The following is a 15,815-nucleotide window of genomic DNA, read 5'->3' as shown; positions in this document are numbered from 1 at the left end:
AAATCATCAGCGGCGAAACATTTCTCGAATCCCTCCGAGGAAAGGAAACTACGGTTTTCCGTTGCCCCTCGTGCGGTCGGTTGCATTTGGATGAGTCAAATGACGGAAAATTTACTTCCTATGTGAAAGAGCCTAGATAAACTAGGCGATATTAGTTGAGTCGCGGGTGTGATTTCAAGCCACACCCTTACCAATCTCATCTCCATGAAAATCCATAAAGGGCTGGCGGCTCTGCCGCTAACAGCCGCGATATCGCTCGCCCACGCGCAGACGCCGCCCGACCCGGTAGCCGAATAAGACGACGCAGACTGGTATACCTGCTGGAGTAAAAAACGGGTTGACGCACTACAACAATAGTGACACGATGAAATAAAGAGGTGCCGCAATGAATATGAATAAGTCAACGATTTATACGCTCGACGATGATGGCGTGGTTGATGAAGCGGGACCGATGCACAGGCTTAGTGGTGAACTGTCGGAGTGGCTATTTGCTAGTAAATTTTGGGCTAATTTCAATTCAAAAAATGGATCAATATTTGGTCAATTTGAGGAGGATGAGGCAGGGCCGGATATCGCTCGAAAAATTTCTCATGAATTGGCAGAGAAGCTCAAAGAGCTAAACGATGTTGAAGATGTCATATTTGCGTATCGAAAAACTCAGGCTGGTGATAAGGAATATATTCAAGTCACTGCATCGCAGTTAATTCATGAAATTAAGTCGCTTGCTGAGTTTTTGAGAAATCTTGGCAGTCGAATAATAAATTATGGCTTTCTTTGTGGCTTGATAGGAAATAGATAATATAAAAATGAGTAGCATGGAACGAATGGCGAAGAAAGCAAATGCAAAATAAACATGGGCTTTTCGTCGTGCCTCTCGGGTTCTCGCAGTTATGGATAGCCTAATTCAATACATCAATTCAAAGAGGATTAGGTAATGTTCACGTTCATAGTTATCGCAGACCCTATTGGTGTGAGCAATGTGCGCGAATGGATGACACACTTAGGTGAGACGAAGATTGAAAACGGTGAGCGACTTTTGGTTGAAGGTGAACGAGGGATGGCTGATGGATGGATCGCAATTCAAGTGGTTCCGGAAATAGAGTTTGATTATGAGGTGGATGAACTTGCGCGTATCAAGTCGAAAATTCACGATCCAAAGTTCATCCTTGTTGAGGGGCGTAATGAAAAAAAATGCTTCTCAAATGAATTTATATTGTCATTACCTGATGACCAACTAATTTTGGTCGATAACGATCATGGAGTCGTTGATTCTGTCGCAATGATTCAGAAGAAGATTCGATCTGGTGAGGATTGGTTTTACAGCGATAGATAATTTTCTAAATTAAGGGTGCGACTCTCGCGTCACACCCTTCTTAGTCTCTTTCTATGAAAATCCCTAGCAGACGTATTAAAATCAACGGAATTGAAAATATTATCCACAACACTTCCGGGCTGTGGATTACCGCATTATTTGACGGCATCCTAGTTCCGAATCCTGCGCTCACCTTCAGCGAACACAAAGAGGCTTTCTTTTGGTTGGTAGAGAAATTGCTTCAAGATGGGAAGATAAAATTTTGCCCGCCTAATGAATTATGGCGTGAGGGTTATGATATTTGGAATGTCGATATTTCCACAATTATGACGTATCTTCGATCCCATTGGCCGCAATCAGTAAATTCTAAAAATGATATTGCGTTGGCTGATTATTTTTATGCTATCCCATCGATCATTTGGATTGACGATAACGGCGAAATATTGCAACCTTAGATAATCGTGTCTATTTAATAAAAATTATGCATGGGCGTGATTTCGCAGGCCTGCAGGGGCTGACTCTCAGTCACGGCTACGTCACCACGCGGGTGCTGGTTCCGGTGCAGGATCTATCGAAAGGAACGCTGAAATTTGCGCTGATACCGGGCGTCATCCGGCACCTGAAATTTGCGGATGCGAACACGCGAGGCGCGCTCAAGAAAATTCAGGTAGAAGTATGACATCAAAAGATCGGTATGAATTTATAGTATCCAGTATCAACGGCATGGCCCTTGATGCCTTGTGGTTATATACAGAGGACGATAGGTCTACCTTTGATGATCGTAAGACAGTATTTCTTGAATTATTCAAACGCATGTTGGATGACAGAATTATTGTTGCCGGAAAGCGGGAGGGGATAGCGAAATCCTCTGGCGATGCTGTAATGCTGCTCAATGAGCGATTTCCTCTTGGCGAGTCCGAGCTTGATGGTGGTGTTTGGTTTTTCACAGATGCCTGTCCACTAGGGATCGGCTGGCGTAGAGAGGATGGTGTGATTGATTGGGTCTGATACGCCCACATTGAATCAATGTGGATTGGTGACCGTTTCCAAAAATATGTGAAGGGTGTGATTCTCGCCTCACACCCTTCTTAGTCTCTTTCTATGAAAATCCATAAAAGGCTGGCGGCCCTGCCGCTAACGGCCGCGATATCGCTCGCCCATTCGCAGACGCCGCCCGATGCGGCGGCGCGCGCCAATGCCGAACAGCAACAGCAGGTCCAGCAGCGTCGTGACGCGCAGCAGCGAGCGGCCACTGTCGCCGCGCCGGTCGTGCGTTCGGAAGCGCCGAAGGCTGGTGAGTGGCCCGTGCTGCCCGTCGAAACGCCGTGTTTCCGTATTGAGATTTTCGCGGTCGATGTGCCGGATTCGCTACCTGCTGCGACGCGCACCAAAGGCGCGTCCGCGCTGCCGATGGACCCGTTCGCGTTCGTCAATACCTGGCTGCAACACTACAGCGGCCAGTGCGTGGGCAAACGGGGGCTCGACGTGCTCGCGAAGGGTCTGCAAGGGCTGCTTCTCAGTCACGGCTATGTCACCACGCGCGTACTCGTTCCGGTGCAGGATCTATCGAAAGGCGTGCTGAAATTCGCGCTGATACCGGGCGTCATCCGGCATCTGAAATTCGCTGACGCGAACACGCGCGGCACGCTCAAGTCGGCCTTTCCCGCGCGCGACGGCGACGTGCTGAACGTTCGCGCGCTGGAACAGGGACTTGAGCAGTTAAAGCGTGTGCCAAATCAGGACGCAAGCATGGAGCTGGTGCCCGGCACGTCGCCGGGTGAAAGTGACGTGGTCGTGTCCGTCAAGCGGACGAAGCCGTGGTCGCTGGTTGTGTCGGCGGACAACTCTGGCACGCGCGAGACAGGCGGCTATATCGGTAACGTGTCGCTCGCGCTGTATAACCTGCTGGGCCTCAATGACGTGCTGTCGGGCGGTTATAACCAGGATTTGCAGTTCGGCAATCACACGCTCGGAACGCACGGCTGGAACGCGTCCTATGCCGTACCGTGGGGCTACTGGACCGGCACGCTTTACGGTTATACGAACACGTACTATCAGCAGGTCGCAGGCGTCAATCAGACATTCGTATCGAGCGGCAACGCCCAGACCGTAGGGCTCAAGCTGGAGCGTGTCATCTATCGCAGCCAGTCGGACGTGACGGGCGTCGAATTCCAGTTCATCAAGCGTTTTGGCGCGAGCTTCATCGAAGATACGGAGATCGCGCAGCAGTACCGAGACAACACCTTTGTCGAGATGGGCGTGACGAACCGGCATTACTTCGGCGCGTCGCAGTTCGACGGCACGCTCGCGTATCGTCAGGGCGTTGGCGGGTTTGGCGCGCAGGCTGATACGCCTGACGGCCCTACGTACCGTTTCCACATGGCGACGCTCGATGCGAATCTCGTCGCGCTGTTTGCGATAGCGGGGCAAAACTTCCGCTACGTCGGCACGCTGCACGGACAGTACACCGCCGACGAACTGAACTACATTGACGACCTCACGATTGGCAGCCGCTACACGGTGCGAGGTTTCAGCGGCGAAACGATGCTGGCGGCAGAGCGCGGGTTCTACTGGCGCAACGAAGTGCAGTATTCAATCGGGCAGAGTGGGCAGGCGGTCTACGCTGGGCTCGACTACGGGCATGTGTGGGGGCCGTCAGCGCAATATCTCGCAGGCACACAGCTCGCTGGGGCCGTCATCGGCTTCAAGGGGGCAATTCCGTCACGCTTCGCAACTGCCAGTTATGACGTGTTCGCCGGAACGCCCGTCTACAAGCCATCGAATTTCCCGGCATCGCGCGCGACGCTCGGGTTCCAGCTTTCGGCACAGTTTTAGTTGCCTTTCAGCAGCATCGGGCGCCTATGCTACCTACTTTCGACATCGCTTAGTGGCTGGGTGCGGTTGACTCGGTGCTGTTAGGTAATTGCGAACGGGCGGGCCTCAACGTTTCAGGTGATAGTGCTGCGCTATCGGCGCAAAAGGGGCGTTAGATCATCGCCACCTTGCGGTGTGAATTCGTTGACTGTCGGGCTCCCGCCGCTGAGCCCGGATCAGGTGTACATGTTCTGGTACTAATAAGACAGGCGGTCCGGTGGGGTCCATGTTCGCTGGCACAAGATTGTTCGTCGTATGAACAACTTCCAGTTCGTTGGTTGGGAATACCCGTGTCGTGAGCAGGACGGCGGACAGGTTTCTACGTAGAAACCAGAATTGGACGGGCAGTAGCCGCAGGACGGTCCTGTCGAACGGACGTCAGAACAGGTTCAAACGCAAGCATGATAATAACAATTATCATGCTTGAGGACGTTCGCTAACAGCCAAAAAAGCTGCCATGGGGCTGGAGATCCGAGCCTGCAGGGCAGGGCGCGCCGCCCCGGACCGTCGTCAGGCAGCCCGTCGGCCTGCTCACGAACCCGGCTGGCTGCCCCGCCGGGTTTGACGCCACCGGTGCCCCCGCTAGAATCAGTCCGTCGCCGTCCGTCGGCTCACTCCCCAACGTCCATGTCCGCTTCGAAGCCCACCCAGCCGGCACCAGCACCCGAACCCCCGCCCGGACTGAAGCAGCTGCGCGCCGAACTCGGCCAGGTGAACGACCGGCTGGCCGATGCCCGCGCGCGCGAGGCTGCTGCGGCACTGGCCCGGTTCCGCGAGGAGGTCGCGCTGCTCGGCATCACCGAACAGGAGGTACGCCGCGCGCTCGGTTACGACCGGCCCGCGCGGCTGCCCGCGAAATACTATGACCCGGTCACCGGCAGCAAGTGGTCGGGCAAGGGCAAGCGCCCGCGCTGGCTCGTGGGCAAGCGCCTCGAGGACTACGCGATCGACGCGCCTCAGCCACAGGCATGGTGGCCGGGCGAAAAATGACGAGCTTTCTCCCGCGCGGGCCGGGCCGCGCCCGCTACTCACGTATACATATAGGCGATGCGCTGGATGGCTGACCGCTTTGAACTTGTCGCGATTGCATTGCCGGACGGCTGCGCGCCCGAGGCGCTGCCAGCCGCCATTGTGACGTTCGTCGGCACCTGCTGGAACGGGATGAGCCGCGCCCAGTTGCTCTATCGTGCCCGGCGAGTCGGGTTGCATGTTTCGCTACGCAGGCTGAACGACTCCGCCGTTGACGGCGTGCAGCGTCATACACTGCAGTTGACGACGATGATCGGCCAGAAGGGCCCGAGGGACGGAGACGCAAGCGTCGAACTGGTGGCGCACGTGCGTCGGGTCGTGCGCCGTAGCGGCGCGCGTCGGGCGGAGGTGTCGTCGCCGCCGGCGAGGGACACACGGCAGGGCGGGCTTTTCTGACCACGCACGTTGGGAGGGAGGCCCGGCTCGCCGCGTTTCTACTCCGGCTGATGGCGCGACTTGACATCGCGTGCGAGGTGAGAGAATTGAGGCCGGTTCAGTGGTATGAGAATGGTGGATGATTCAATACATTAACGACGCGTTGCTCGCAGCACTCTTTCCGGCCGGAACGGCGTCGGAAGGGCAGGTGCACATTCGCGGCCCGGTCGCGATCGACCAGACCCTGGAAGCAAGCGGCATCGACTTCGACGGCGTGCGGCACGTCGTCTTTTTCGCTGACGTCTTCGCCTATTCGGGTAACGACCACCAGTTGGTTCGCGAGACGGCGGAGGCGTGGAACAACGGGTTTCTTCCGGCCCCGAATTCCCGGTTGGTGAAGTTTCTGCGCGCTGAGGCCGATGCGGAAAGCATGTTTTACCCCGGTGACTGGCCGTTGCCGGATCCGAACATGATCTGGCAGTTCAGTGAAGCGCTGAGTATGGCGCTTCAAGGGCACGCGCTTGCGTACCCGGAAACGTCGCAGTATTTCTACATGCCACAAACGGGCAAACTGGATGCGCTATATAATAGGTTGGCTAGGAAATTCGAGCGCGGCGAAGCGGGGCTGTTCTTTCGCTGTGTGACCCGGCCCGCATCTGACGAAGGAGGTTTTTATGGCTTTGAACGCATCTAGCAAGCTTCGCCCGAAGGTGATAGCGCTGCAGAAGCGCGGCATCGCCCTGATCCTCGAACGCGCAGAGGCAGCTGGCGAGAAGGGTGCATTGTCGGGCGTAGAAGCTCGTGAGACATACCGCGCGACTGTTCGGGTTCGCCCGCGACGAACCGCGGGAGCGGAGAGTTAAGCCGCCGCTTGTGACGAGCGATGAACGACTGATTGACGCCACCTTCGGGTGGCGTTTTCATTTGTGATCCGACGTGGATCCTACCGGCCGATAACAATTCCGCGAGGGCGCCGCGACGGCAAATCTGCCGATTTTGCTGGACACGTACATCCTGTCCGCTGGAAGGCTCGTTGGTCGCCCTCGCGCCGAATTTAGTCCACTATAGCGCGCAACAAGTTTGTCAAATTTAATGTCGCAACGGTGACACTTTTAATGCGGTCTATGAATGAGTAAAGTGTTTCCGCTAACATCGCCTGTTTCCAATACTTGAACGGATCAAAACGAACGATGCGCGGTAAGGCCGTTAAGAAGACCACTAGCCCGCGCTCAGCGCCTTCAACCAAGCGGATTTCGAATCCCACTTCTACTGGCGGTGGCGGCGTCACCTTCGAAGCGAGGGTGCAGGCCGTTAGGCTTCTTATGATGCTCTCCGGCGAGGCCGGCGTCGCTGAGATGATAGAAGGCCGTATTGTCGGCTTGACCTTTCAGGGGCGGATTCATGGTTTTCACACTGACGATCTAATCGTCACGATCCAAGGTCGTGACGGTGCTACATCGCGCGCATTGCTTCAGATGAAACGAAGTATCGCTCCAACCGTCTCGAATACGGCTTTTGTAGAATGCGTTGCTGCTGCGTGGCGTGATTACTCTGGCACGTTATTTTCGCCGGGTTCAGACCGGATCTGTATCGTCTACGACATTGCTAGTGCGGCAAAAATGGAGCCCTTACTAGCGATCCTGGAATGGGCACGGACTTCGCTCTCGCACGAGGAATTCAGCAAAAAGGTTCAAACGGAGCAGTTCAGTAGCAAGAAGAAGCGCGATGCTCTCGCCGCTATTGGGACCATCCTCAGCGACATAGCGCCCGGACCTATTACCAGCGAAGTGCTGTTTCGGTTCGCCCAACATCTTCAGCTTGTTGCTCACGACCTGTCCAGCGCGGGTTCGTCAGAGTCAATGCGTCATGTCGCCCATATTCGCGCGATCGCTACTGCTGCCATTCAAACGGTCGATGCCGCGGCTGTCTGGGCGCGCATTGAGACGACCTGCCTGAAACTCAACGGCGCCGCTGCGACATTGACGCTAGACAATCTTGCGACGAATGTTGACCCTTCGTTGGTCGCGCTTTTCGAAACGTATCGTGCTATCAGTGAACTGAGCGATCCAGCCACCGTATCAGTGCGACCAGAGCTTGCCGAGCTTAAGCGGATCGTGTCGGCAGAGTTTGCCAAGGCAAATGTCCCTGGCTTTGTGCTCAGCGGCTTCCTGCCTGCGGTTACGATCAGCGACGGCGCGTTTCCGATGGCGCAACCCGACTCGGCAAATGTCGTCATATCCCGCAGTCTCGATCACGTCTATGAGCGAATCCGAAGTGGTCGCTATGCTGATGGCCTAAGTGACCTTGCTGTCCTTGAGCAAGACCTTGTCGCGCTGGATCAGCATCAGCAGGGGCGCTGGTATTTCATGCGTGGCGCATGCAGGTGGCAGTTGGGGGAACGCGATGCTGCGACGAAGGACCTCCTGAAGGCATATGAAATCTGTGCCGATGATCCAAGGATTGCGGCAGGTGCAATTCGTGCCAAGACTGCGAGCGGTGACGGCGAGGGCGCGCTCTCGTTAGCTACAGCTGTTCACGCACGGTTTCCGGCGTCTGTGTCTGTTTGGGTCGCGCTCGCGCAGGCTCAACTCGCGTGTGGACGCGTCATAAGCGAAGACAGCGTCCCCGTTGGTGCACTCGACGATGCCGATGTGCTTCAAATTCTCGGCCAAGCCCGTCATCAAGCTGGGCGGATTGAAGAAGCGATCGACTTCACCTCGCGCGCTGCAGACCATGCCGATGCGACGCTGTTTCATAAGACCACAGCACTGTCCTTCGCGTTGGAGCAGGCGACTGTCGACACGTTCAGCGCAACTTTCAGGCTGTTGCCCGATACGATCCAGAATCGGCTCCAACGCGCGGTAAATCGTCTCAGCCCACGGGATGTCCACTTCTGGAATTGGCAGAGTGCCGAAGCGTTGCGTGAAGGCGTCGTGAATCTCGCTTACGCTTATGTGCTGATCGGCGAAACGGAGGAGGTGTTCACGTTAGCAGCGGAAGCTCGGAGTCGCAACGTCTGGCCTGTTCAGGCGTTGCGGGCCGAACTAATCGCGTTGCAGAGAACAGGCCGAGCCGATGATGCGTTGAAGCTTGGTTTGGAGACATCGTCCGAACTTCCGCGTGACGCTCTAGTCGAATTGGGTCAGATCGCGGCCAATCGTGGGGATGCACTTTCGCTTGATCGAGTGCGCAAACAGCTTGATGCGCTCGGCGTTGTCGACCGCATGCTAGCGGAGACATTTCGCTGTTTTGGCCTATTTGTGCTGGCCAATCAGGGATGTCTGCAAGACGCTGCAGCGCAAATCCTGAACGGTCCGGAATTCACCACTATCGCTGGCCTTACGGCGTGCGCCCGCCTGCTCCTTGGAAGCAAGCATACCGAGCGAGCGGGTCAGCTTGTCGCGCGTGCACAAAGCTTACTTACCCCGGATTCTCCGACCAGCGACCGCTATCAAATTGGCGAAGTTCTTTACGAAGCGGGACGCTATAGCGATGCGGCCGACATACTGACGTCGCTGGCTACCCCCGGCCGAATTAGCGAGCTCCACTGTCGGTTGATGCATTGCCTGATACAAGCCGATCGGCGAGTTGAAGGTAAGTGCCTTCTCGACTCGTTCCCAGTTGGATGGGAGGCTGACGGAGACACGAGACGGATCGTGATGGACTTTGGGCAGTTGTGCTCGGACTGGCCTCTCGTGTCGCGTCTTTGCGACCTCGAGCGCGCAGCCAGGCCGACCAATGCCAATGTTTGGATTCTCAGCATCCTCGCTCGCTCGCGCACCGAAAAACTTGATCACGGGCGCGACGAGCTCATGGCCCAAATTCCCGTCAAGCTCGACGGCGATGTCAAGCGAGTCGCCCAGATTGCTGCCCTTGAGATCCGGCACGGCTTCGCAGCGCAGGGGATGACACGCCTTTACGGCCTGCGCCGACAGCACATGGAGAGCCGCGAAGTTGGTTCGTTGTACTTTATGGGCTGCTTGACGCTGGCAGAGCACCTGCCGCAACTCACGGAAGTGTGTTCCTCGGGCGGTCCCGGAACTACGGTGACCTTGGAGGGCCCAACGGGAAGCTTCGTTATTTCCCTCGATCCGGAAGGTACAACCGGTCTGCCTGAAACGAATGAATTCAGGGGGCGTACATCGTCAGAGGCCAAGCTGATCGCTGGGAAGAAGGCTGGAGAGGAGATTGTCATAGACACGGGGTGGGGCGAGCAACGGAAGTTCATGATCAAATCGGTCGAACCCGTTTACCGGCGCCTGCTTGAGATAGCGCGCGAAGGAGTCACGGACGCCCTTATTCCCGACGCGGGCGTGACGGCGATTTCTATTCCGGAAAAGGACGGAAAGCCTGATTTAAGTCCGTTCCACCATCAACTCACGAAAACGAAAGCAGCTGTTTCGCAGACCATGGGCACATATGCCAGTCTCCCATGCACGCTAGGGTGGGTTGCGACGATGCTGGGACGAGATCCAGTTGAAGTTGTAGCCGGATGGGAACGCGGCAGCCCAGCGATGCGAGTCGACAATGGCTTTGCCCGCGACCGTGCGAGGGCTCTCGCACTGCTTGTGACGGGGGGCGGTGGTCCCTTCGTGATTGATTCTGCTTCGTTGGCGGAGCTCGAACGAATGGACGCGTCGCCTGCGCTTGATCAGCTCGATACGTTGCTTTTCACTCCTCACAGTCGTGACATCATTCTCAATTACTTGGAGGCGCGCCGCTCCGATCGATCGGAAGGCACCATGTTTGACGTGAACGGCCAAATTGCATATGTCAAAAATACTGATGCTGAACGATTAGCAGGTATCAGGCGGGCGGAAAGACTGGTTGCAATCGCCGCCTCGTGCTGCAGCGCAGTCCCGGTATTCGGTCCTCCGGACGTTGACAAATGGCCCAACAATCTGCGCGATGTTCTCTCTGTCGAGGAGTATGAAGGGTTGCTGCTCGCAGCTGAGCGTAGAGCAATACTGGTGAGCGTCGATGAACGGTATCGCATGTTCGCCGCCGTTCTTGGAATCGATGCTATTGGTCTGCAGCCACTGATGGTTGCTGCCGTGGAACGTGGAGACCTTGAGCCCGAAGTTTATGCGCAAGCCTGTGTCACTGCACTTGAGCGTAATCGCACATTCGTATCGCTTAGGGCCCCCGACCTGATCGCCGTATTCTTTCAGGGCGCCTCATGGGCGAGGCGTGCTGTGGACCAGTTGTGCATCCAGCTGCGGGCAAGCACGACCGAGATAGGATCGGCTATCACAATGGTCACGGAATTGCTGCGTGGCGTGCTTGAGCATATGCCGTGCGAAGTAGGTGCGTTTAAGGAACTTGCTCTTCTGCTCTTCCGGGCGATTTCGTCGAATCCTGCGTATCCGGCGGGAGCCATGGCTGGGGCGATGCTTGTGTTGAGAGAGCGGGGGATGGTATCGAAGCCGCTAGGGAACTGGCTGATCGGACTGGCCGCCGAAGCTGCAACCGTCCCGGTACCAGCTAACAATTCTGGTTCGTGGTCTGTGAAGGTCCTATACGCGACGGCAGTTCCGCGGTTGTGCGCGGATAGTACCTTGGCCGATCGAGAGGTCCTTCCGTCTGATGCGACGACGCCGAGCGGGGGGGACGTGACGCTAACGCGTTCCCGGGAGAAGGCCCCGTGCGCTGCCGAGTAGACGTTCGCTGTTGGCGTAGGACGCAATAAATCCGTCACCGGCGCCGGATCGACCGGACGGCTTCCTGAGTCGCCGAAGTGACAGTTTTGCTTCCACTCCAGGCGCAATAAAAAAGTCACTTCGCCTCAGTCCGCATTAAATCTGACTACATGAACGCCCCCCTTTGCGCTAGGCCTTCTGACGCTTTGGCAAACAGGATGGGCTGCAGCTCTACATTCGGCCTTGTTGCAGCCTGATTCGCTGCGGGCCCCTATGAAATCCGCAGACTCACGCCTCATTCACTTCGCGAGCTTGTTAGGCTCAGGCAGATTTTCGGGCCTGTCATTAATTTCGTGTTCAAGGCATATGATCTTTTCCAGGAGAACCTATGCCTCGCAAACCGAAGACCCCACCGATCGAACTGCCGGCCATTCCTGCCGAACTGCTGGAACAATTCGGCAACGGCCCGATGACGGCCGAAGCCATCAACGCCGCGACGCTCGCCCTCAAGAAGGCGCTGATCGAACGGGCGCTGGGCGGCGAGATGAATCATCACCTCGGCTACGCGCCCGGCGCTGCCAAACCGGCCAGCGTGACGAACCAGCGCAACGGCAGGGGTGCCAAGACCGTTCTGACTGAAGACGGCCGATCCGTATCGAAGTGCCGCGCGACCGCGACGGCAGCTTCGAGCCGTTGCTGATCCCCAAACACGAACGGCGCTTCACGGGCTTCGACGACAAGATCGTCGCCATGTACGCCCGGGGCATGACCGTGCGCGAGATCCAGGGCTTCCTGCAGGAGCAATACGCCACCGAAGTCTCACCCGAGTTCATCAGCTCGGTCACCGATGAGGTCATGACCGAAGTCACCGCCTGGCAGGCCCGGCCACTTGAGCCGATGTATCCGGTCGTGTTCTTCGACGCGCTGCGCGTGAAGATCCGCGAGGATGCCGTCGTGCGCAACAAGGCCGTCTATCTGGCGCTGGGCATTCTGCCCGATGGCACGCGCGATATCCTGGGCCTGTGGATCGAGAACACCGAGGGCGCCAAGTTCTGGATGAAGGTGTTCAACGACCTGAAAACGCGGGGCGTCAACGACATCCTGATTGCTGTGACCGACGGCCTCAAAGGCATGCCCGAAGCGCTGGCAGCCGTGTTTCCGGCCACCACGCTGCAAACCTGCATCGTCCACCTGATCCGGAACAGCCTCGATTATGCGAGCTGGAAAGACCGCAGATCGCTGGCCGCCGCGATCCGGCCGATCTATACCGCCCCGAGCGCTGAAGCTGCGCAGGCCGAGCTGGAGGCGTTTGCCGAAGGGCCATGGGGGCAGAGATTCCCGACGGTCAGCAGGTCATGGCGCAATGCCTGGGACCGCGTGATTCCGTTCTTTGCGTTTCCGCCAGGTGTGCGCAAGGTGATCTACACGACCAACGCCATCGAGAACATCAACTCGCAGCTTCGCAAGATCATCAAGACCCGAGGCCACTTCCCGACCGATGATGCAGCAACAAAACTGATCTGGCTGGCACTGCGCAACATCACGGCTGACTGGGGGCGTGCCGCCCACGATTGGAAGACAGCGATGAACCAATTCGCTATCCTCTATGCGGATCGATTCGTTCGACCATCCGTCTGAATCTCAACCCCGCCTTGAACACGGAAATTCTGACACCCCCAGATTTTCAGGCTTCGTGAGTCCCAAGTCCTACCTGTTTTGTCATCACACTCGAATGCCGCCGCAACTTTTGACGTTCCATTCCTTTCAGCACAACCTTCCGCCAGACCAAAGAAATCAGGCAGGTTTAACGCTTTCGTAGTCCTTCAGGTAGGGCCGTTGATGCGCCAGCATCGCCCAGATTATTCGGGCGAGCTTGTTGGCCATCGCCACGATGACTACGTTCAACGGACGCCGATCTTTCATCTGCGTTACCCATGGACCCAGCTCCTTCACGCGATAGATGATGCTCCGAGCGCCGTGAACGAGCAAAGTTCTGAGATAGGTGTCACCTCGCTTACTTATTCCCTGCAGCTCGACTTTTCCGCCCGAACCCGTCTGTTTCGGTACGAGACCGAGCCACGCGGCGAACTCGCGGCCGGATCTGAACGCTTTGGCATGCCCCATCGTAGCCACCGCCGCGGTCGCTGTTAGCAAACCTACGCCCGGAATGGCCGCAATTGCTTTGGCAGACGGATCATCTTTCATCCACGCGCGCAAACGGCGCTCGATCTCGCAGATCTGCCGGTCCAGGACATCGAGACCTTTCCATTGTTCACGCAGCGTCTCGATCAGTATCACTGGCAAGCGTCCCGACAATCTTTCCAGAACTCCCACGATCGATTTGTCCAGCGCGGCCCGACCGACGCCCATCACCTCGCCGTATTCAGTGAGCAATCCGCGGAGGCTGTTGATCTGCATCGTGCGGAACTTCACTAGTTGCTGCCGCATACGATGCAATGCGAGCACTGCCTGCTGGGCCTCGGTCTTTACAGCAACTTCCTTGCTCGCCATCTGCGTCGCCATCCAGATTGCGCGCGCATCGGCCGCGTCGTTCTTGTTTCGGATGTTGAACGCCTTGACGAATTTCGCTGGCATCAACTTCACTTTGTGGCCCATTTCGATCAATCGCCGCGCCCAGTGTTGGGATCCGCTGCAGGATTCCATTCCGATGAGACAAGGCTTGCGATTCGCGAAATATTCGAGAAACACCGCCCGTTTGATAGGTCTGTTCACGATCTCGCCGGTTTCCGGATCTGTTTACGCCGATCGGAAATTGAGCCACTTGTAGGGATCGCGCCGACTGAAAACTGAGCCGGGCAATCAACCTATCCTGCTAGTTTTTCAGGCAGGGTGTTTGGGGATGATCCCGATGACCATGATTGGCAAGGTGCGGCGGATGTTCCACCGCCAGAACAAGTCGGTACGCGAGATATCGCGTCTCACAAGCCTGTCGCGCAACACGATTAGCAAATACCTGAACATGGATGCTCAGGAAGAACCGAAGTATCAACGGCGCGCGCAATCGACGACCCGGCTGGCGCCGTTTCACGACGTGCTGGTGCAGGCGCTCAGCGTCGACGCACGACGGCCGAAGAAAGAACGGCGCACCGCCTGGATGCTGTTCCAGGAGATCAAGGCGGCCGGCTACGATGGCTGCTACTCGAGGGTGACCGATTTCATCCGGGCCTGGCGGCAACGCGAAGGCCAGGCGGTTTCGAAGTCGGCGTTTGTGCCGTTGCGATTCGAGCTGGGCGAAGCGTTCCAGTTTGACTGGTCCGAGGAAGGACTGGTTGTCGGCGGCATTTACCGCAAGCTGCAGGTGTCGCACATGAAGCTGTGCGCGTCTCGGGCGTTCTGGCTCGTCGCCTACCCGAGTCAGGGTCACGAGATGCTGTTTGACGCCCATACGCGCTCGTTCGCGGCCTTCGGCGGGGTGGCCCGCCGTGGCGTCTATGAATGAAAGGGACTTCCCCGTCCCGAATCAGGCGCCCATTGCGGGCCACGGCATCAAGGTGCCACGATGGGGTTCTCACGCTCCATCAACTCACTCGAAGGGGAAGTCCATGCCAATCGTAACGCTCGGAATTGATCTGGCCAAGAACGTGTTTGCCCTCCACGGGGTCGGGCCGTCCGGCAAGCCTGAACTGGTTCGCCCGGAAGTCCGCCGTAGCCGGCTGCTGGAGGTTGTGGCGTCCTTGCCGCCTTGCCTCATTGGTATGGAAGCCTGCTCGGGTGCGCACCATTGGGCGCGAGAGTTCCAGAAATTGGGGCATACGGTCCGTCTCATGGCACCCAAGTTCGTCGCGCCGTATCGAATGTCAGGCAAACGCGGGAAGAACGATGCGAATGACGCTGCGGCGATCTGCGAGGCAGTTACCCGTCCCAACATGCGGTTTGTTCCGATCAAGACACTCGACCAGCAAGCTGATCTGTTCTTGCATCGTGCGCGCCAGGGATATATTGAGGAGCGCACAGCGCTGATTAACCGGCTTCGCGGGTTACTGAGTGAACTGGGCATCGTGTTGCCACTTAAGGCCAGCGCAATGCGCAAGGAAGCGCACATGGTGCCTGAGGATTTGCCTGGCTGGTGTAACACGGCGGTCGGAGACATGCTCAGCCACCTTGGCCGACTCGACGAACGCATTGACGAATACGACAAGCATCTTTGCCAAATGGCAAGACGAAACGACAAGGCGCGGCAGTTAATGAAGCTCGCCGGCGTAGGGCCGACAACCGCGACCGCCATAGTGGCCAGCGTTGGCAACGCGCATGATTTCCAGAATTCGAGGCAGTTCTGTGCATGGCTTGGGCTCACCCCCGGCCAGCATAGTTCAGGAGGAAAAGCGAGACTGGGACGTATCACAAAAACTGGCGACAGTTACCTTCGAACCTTGTTGGTCATGGGCGCTCGATCACTGCTCATGAAAGCGGCGGCTCATACCGACCCAGTGAGCCGCTGGGCACTGAAACTGAAAGAGCGACGAGGATTTGGTCGCGCTGTAGTTGCGATAGCGGCCAAGAATGCGCGCATGTGTTGGGCTGCGCTGCGTCTGGGCGATGCATTCAAAATTCCGGCTTGATGTTCG

The 15,815-nt window shown here is 57.1% G+C and carries 10 protein-coding genes and 4 pseudogenes; 13 read left to right on the top strand and 1 reads right to left on the bottom strand.

The window, feature by feature from the left end; genetic code table 11:
- The first annotated feature begins 385 nt into the window (after positions 1-385).
- The 11 genes and pseudogenes from U4Y88_RS29175 (at position 386) to U4Y88_RS29125 (ending at position 12,867) form a co-directional block, all read left to right on the top strand.
- Positions 386-799 carry a hypothetical protein gene (locus U4Y88_RS29175; protein WP_321788084.1) on the top strand — a complete coding sequence of 138 codons (414 nt, stop codon included), beginning with the start codon at positions 386-388 and terminating at the stop codon, positions 797-799.
- 135 nt (positions 800-934) lie between these two features.
- Complete coding sequence (locus U4Y88_RS29170) at positions 935-1,333, top strand: hypothetical protein (protein WP_321788082.1); 399 nt, start codon at positions 935-937, stop codon at positions 1,331-1,333.
- Positions 1,334-1,386: 53 nt separating this feature from the next.
- Positions 1,387-1,767: a hypothetical protein gene (locus tag U4Y88_RS29165; protein WP_321788080.1), complete on the top strand. Its 381-nt coding sequence runs from the start codon at positions 1,387-1,389 to the stop codon at positions 1,765-1,767.
- A gap of 47 nt (positions 1,768-1,814) precedes the next feature.
- Positions 1,815-1,970, top strand: a pseudogene (locus tag U4Y88_RS29160) (POTRA domain-containing protein); the annotation flags it as partial.
- A gap of 17 nt (positions 1,971-1,987) precedes the next feature.
- Positions 1,988-2,320, top strand: a complete 333-nt coding sequence (locus U4Y88_RS29155; RefSeq protein WP_321788076.1) for a hypothetical protein — start codon at positions 1,988-1,990, stop codon at positions 2,318-2,320.
- A gap of 93 nt (positions 2,321-2,413) precedes the next feature.
- Positions 2,414-4,147, top strand: a complete 1,734-nt coding sequence (locus U4Y88_RS29150; RefSeq protein WP_321788074.1) for a ShlB/FhaC/HecB family hemolysin secretion/activation protein — start codon at positions 2,414-2,416, stop codon at positions 4,145-4,147.
- Between the two features lie 666 nt (positions 4,148-4,813).
- Entirely contained in the window at positions 4,814-5,176 is a 363-nt protein-coding gene (locus U4Y88_RS29145) for an H-NS family nucleoid-associated regulatory protein (protein ID WP_321788072.1), read from the top strand.
- A 66-nt stretch (positions 5,177-5,242) separates the two neighbouring features.
- On the top strand, positions 5,243-5,611 hold the full coding sequence (locus tag U4Y88_RS29140; RefSeq protein WP_321788070.1) for a hypothetical protein: 369 nt from the start codon (positions 5,243-5,245) through the stop codon (positions 5,609-5,611).
- 118 nt (positions 5,612-5,729) lie between these two features.
- Positions 5,730-6,284, top strand: coding sequence for a hypothetical protein (locus tag U4Y88_RS29135; RefSeq protein ID WP_321788068.1), 555 nt, complete (start codon positions 5,730-5,732; stop codon positions 6,282-6,284).
- A 628-nt stretch (positions 6,285-6,912) separates the two neighbouring features.
- On the top strand, positions 6,913-11,250 hold the full coding sequence (locus U4Y88_RS29130) for a PIN domain-containing protein (RefSeq protein WP_321788066.1): 4,338 nt from the start codon (positions 6,913-6,915) through the stop codon (positions 11,248-11,250).
- Positions 11,251-11,617: 367 nt separating this feature from the next.
- Positions 11,618-12,867 (top strand): annotated as a pseudogene (locus tag U4Y88_RS29125) (IS256 family transposase).
- Between the two features lie 156 nt (positions 12,868-13,023).
- Here the strand turns inward: U4Y88_RS29125 and U4Y88_RS29120 are convergent.
- Positions 13,024-13,983: pseudogene (locus U4Y88_RS29120) on the bottom strand (IS110 family transposase); the annotation flags it as partial.
- A 115-nt stretch (positions 13,984-14,098) separates the two neighbouring features.
- On the opposite strand from U4Y88_RS29120, the pseudogene istA reads away from it, so the two are divergent.
- Both istA and U4Y88_RS29110 read left to right on the top strand, forming a co-directional pair.
- Positions 14,099-14,686, top strand: a pseudogene (istA, locus tag U4Y88_RS29115) (IS21 family transposase); the annotation flags it as partial.
- Between the two features lie 106 nt (positions 14,687-14,792).
- The gene (locus U4Y88_RS29110; RefSeq protein ID WP_321788064.1) at positions 14,793-15,809 is read left to right on the top strand and encodes an IS110 family transposase; all 1,017 of its coding nucleotides are present in this window, start codon (positions 14,793-14,795) and stop codon (positions 15,807-15,809) included.
- Positions 15,810-15,815 lie beyond the last annotated feature (6 nt).

This window comes from Paraburkholderia sp. J94 (assembly GCF_905220285.1).
GTDB lineage: Bacteria > Pseudomonadota > Gammaproteobacteria > Burkholderiales > Burkholderiaceae > Paraburkholderia > Paraburkholderia tropica_A.
The sequence above is the reverse complement of the archived record's forward strand: the minus strand, read 5'-3'. Positions and strand labels throughout refer to the sequence as shown.

What these genes read in the sequence shown, in the direction of transcription:
- U4Y88_RS29155 (WP_321788076.1), top strand. Translation starts at nt 1,988, where the DNA reads ATGACATCAAAAGATCGGTATGAATTTATAGTATCCAGTATCAACGGC.
- U4Y88_RS29170 (WP_321788082.1), top strand. Translation starts at nt 935, where the DNA reads ATGTTCACGTTCATAGTTATCGCAGACCCTATTGGTGTGAGCAATGTG.
- U4Y88_RS29150 (WP_321788074.1), top strand. Translation starts at nt 2,414, where the DNA reads ATGAAAATCCATAAAAGGCTGGCGGCCCTGCCGCTAACGGCCGCGATA.
- U4Y88_RS29110 (WP_321788064.1), top strand. Translation starts at nt 14,793, where the DNA reads ATGCCAATCGTAACGCTCGGAATTGATCTGGCCAAGAACGTGTTTGCC.
- U4Y88_RS29145 (WP_321788072.1), top strand. Translation starts at nt 4,814, where the DNA reads ATGTCCGCTTCGAAGCCCACCCAGCCGGCACCAGCACCCGAACCCCCG.
- U4Y88_RS29135 (WP_321788068.1), top strand. Translation starts at nt 5,730, where the DNA reads ATGATTCAATACATTAACGACGCGTTGCTCGCAGCACTCTTTCCGGCC.
- U4Y88_RS29130 (WP_321788066.1), top strand. Translation starts at nt 6,913, where the DNA reads ATGATGCTCTCCGGCGAGGCCGGCGTCGCTGAGATGATAGAAGGCCGT.
- U4Y88_RS29165 (WP_321788080.1), top strand. Translation starts at nt 1,387, where the DNA reads ATGAAAATCCCTAGCAGACGTATTAAAATCAACGGAATTGAAAATATT.
- U4Y88_RS29175 (WP_321788084.1), top strand. Translation starts at nt 386, where the DNA reads ATGAATATGAATAAGTCAACGATTTATACGCTCGACGATGATGGCGTG.
- U4Y88_RS29140 (WP_321788070.1), top strand. Translation starts at nt 5,243, where the DNA reads ATGGCTGACCGCTTTGAACTTGTCGCGATTGCATTGCCGGACGGCTGC.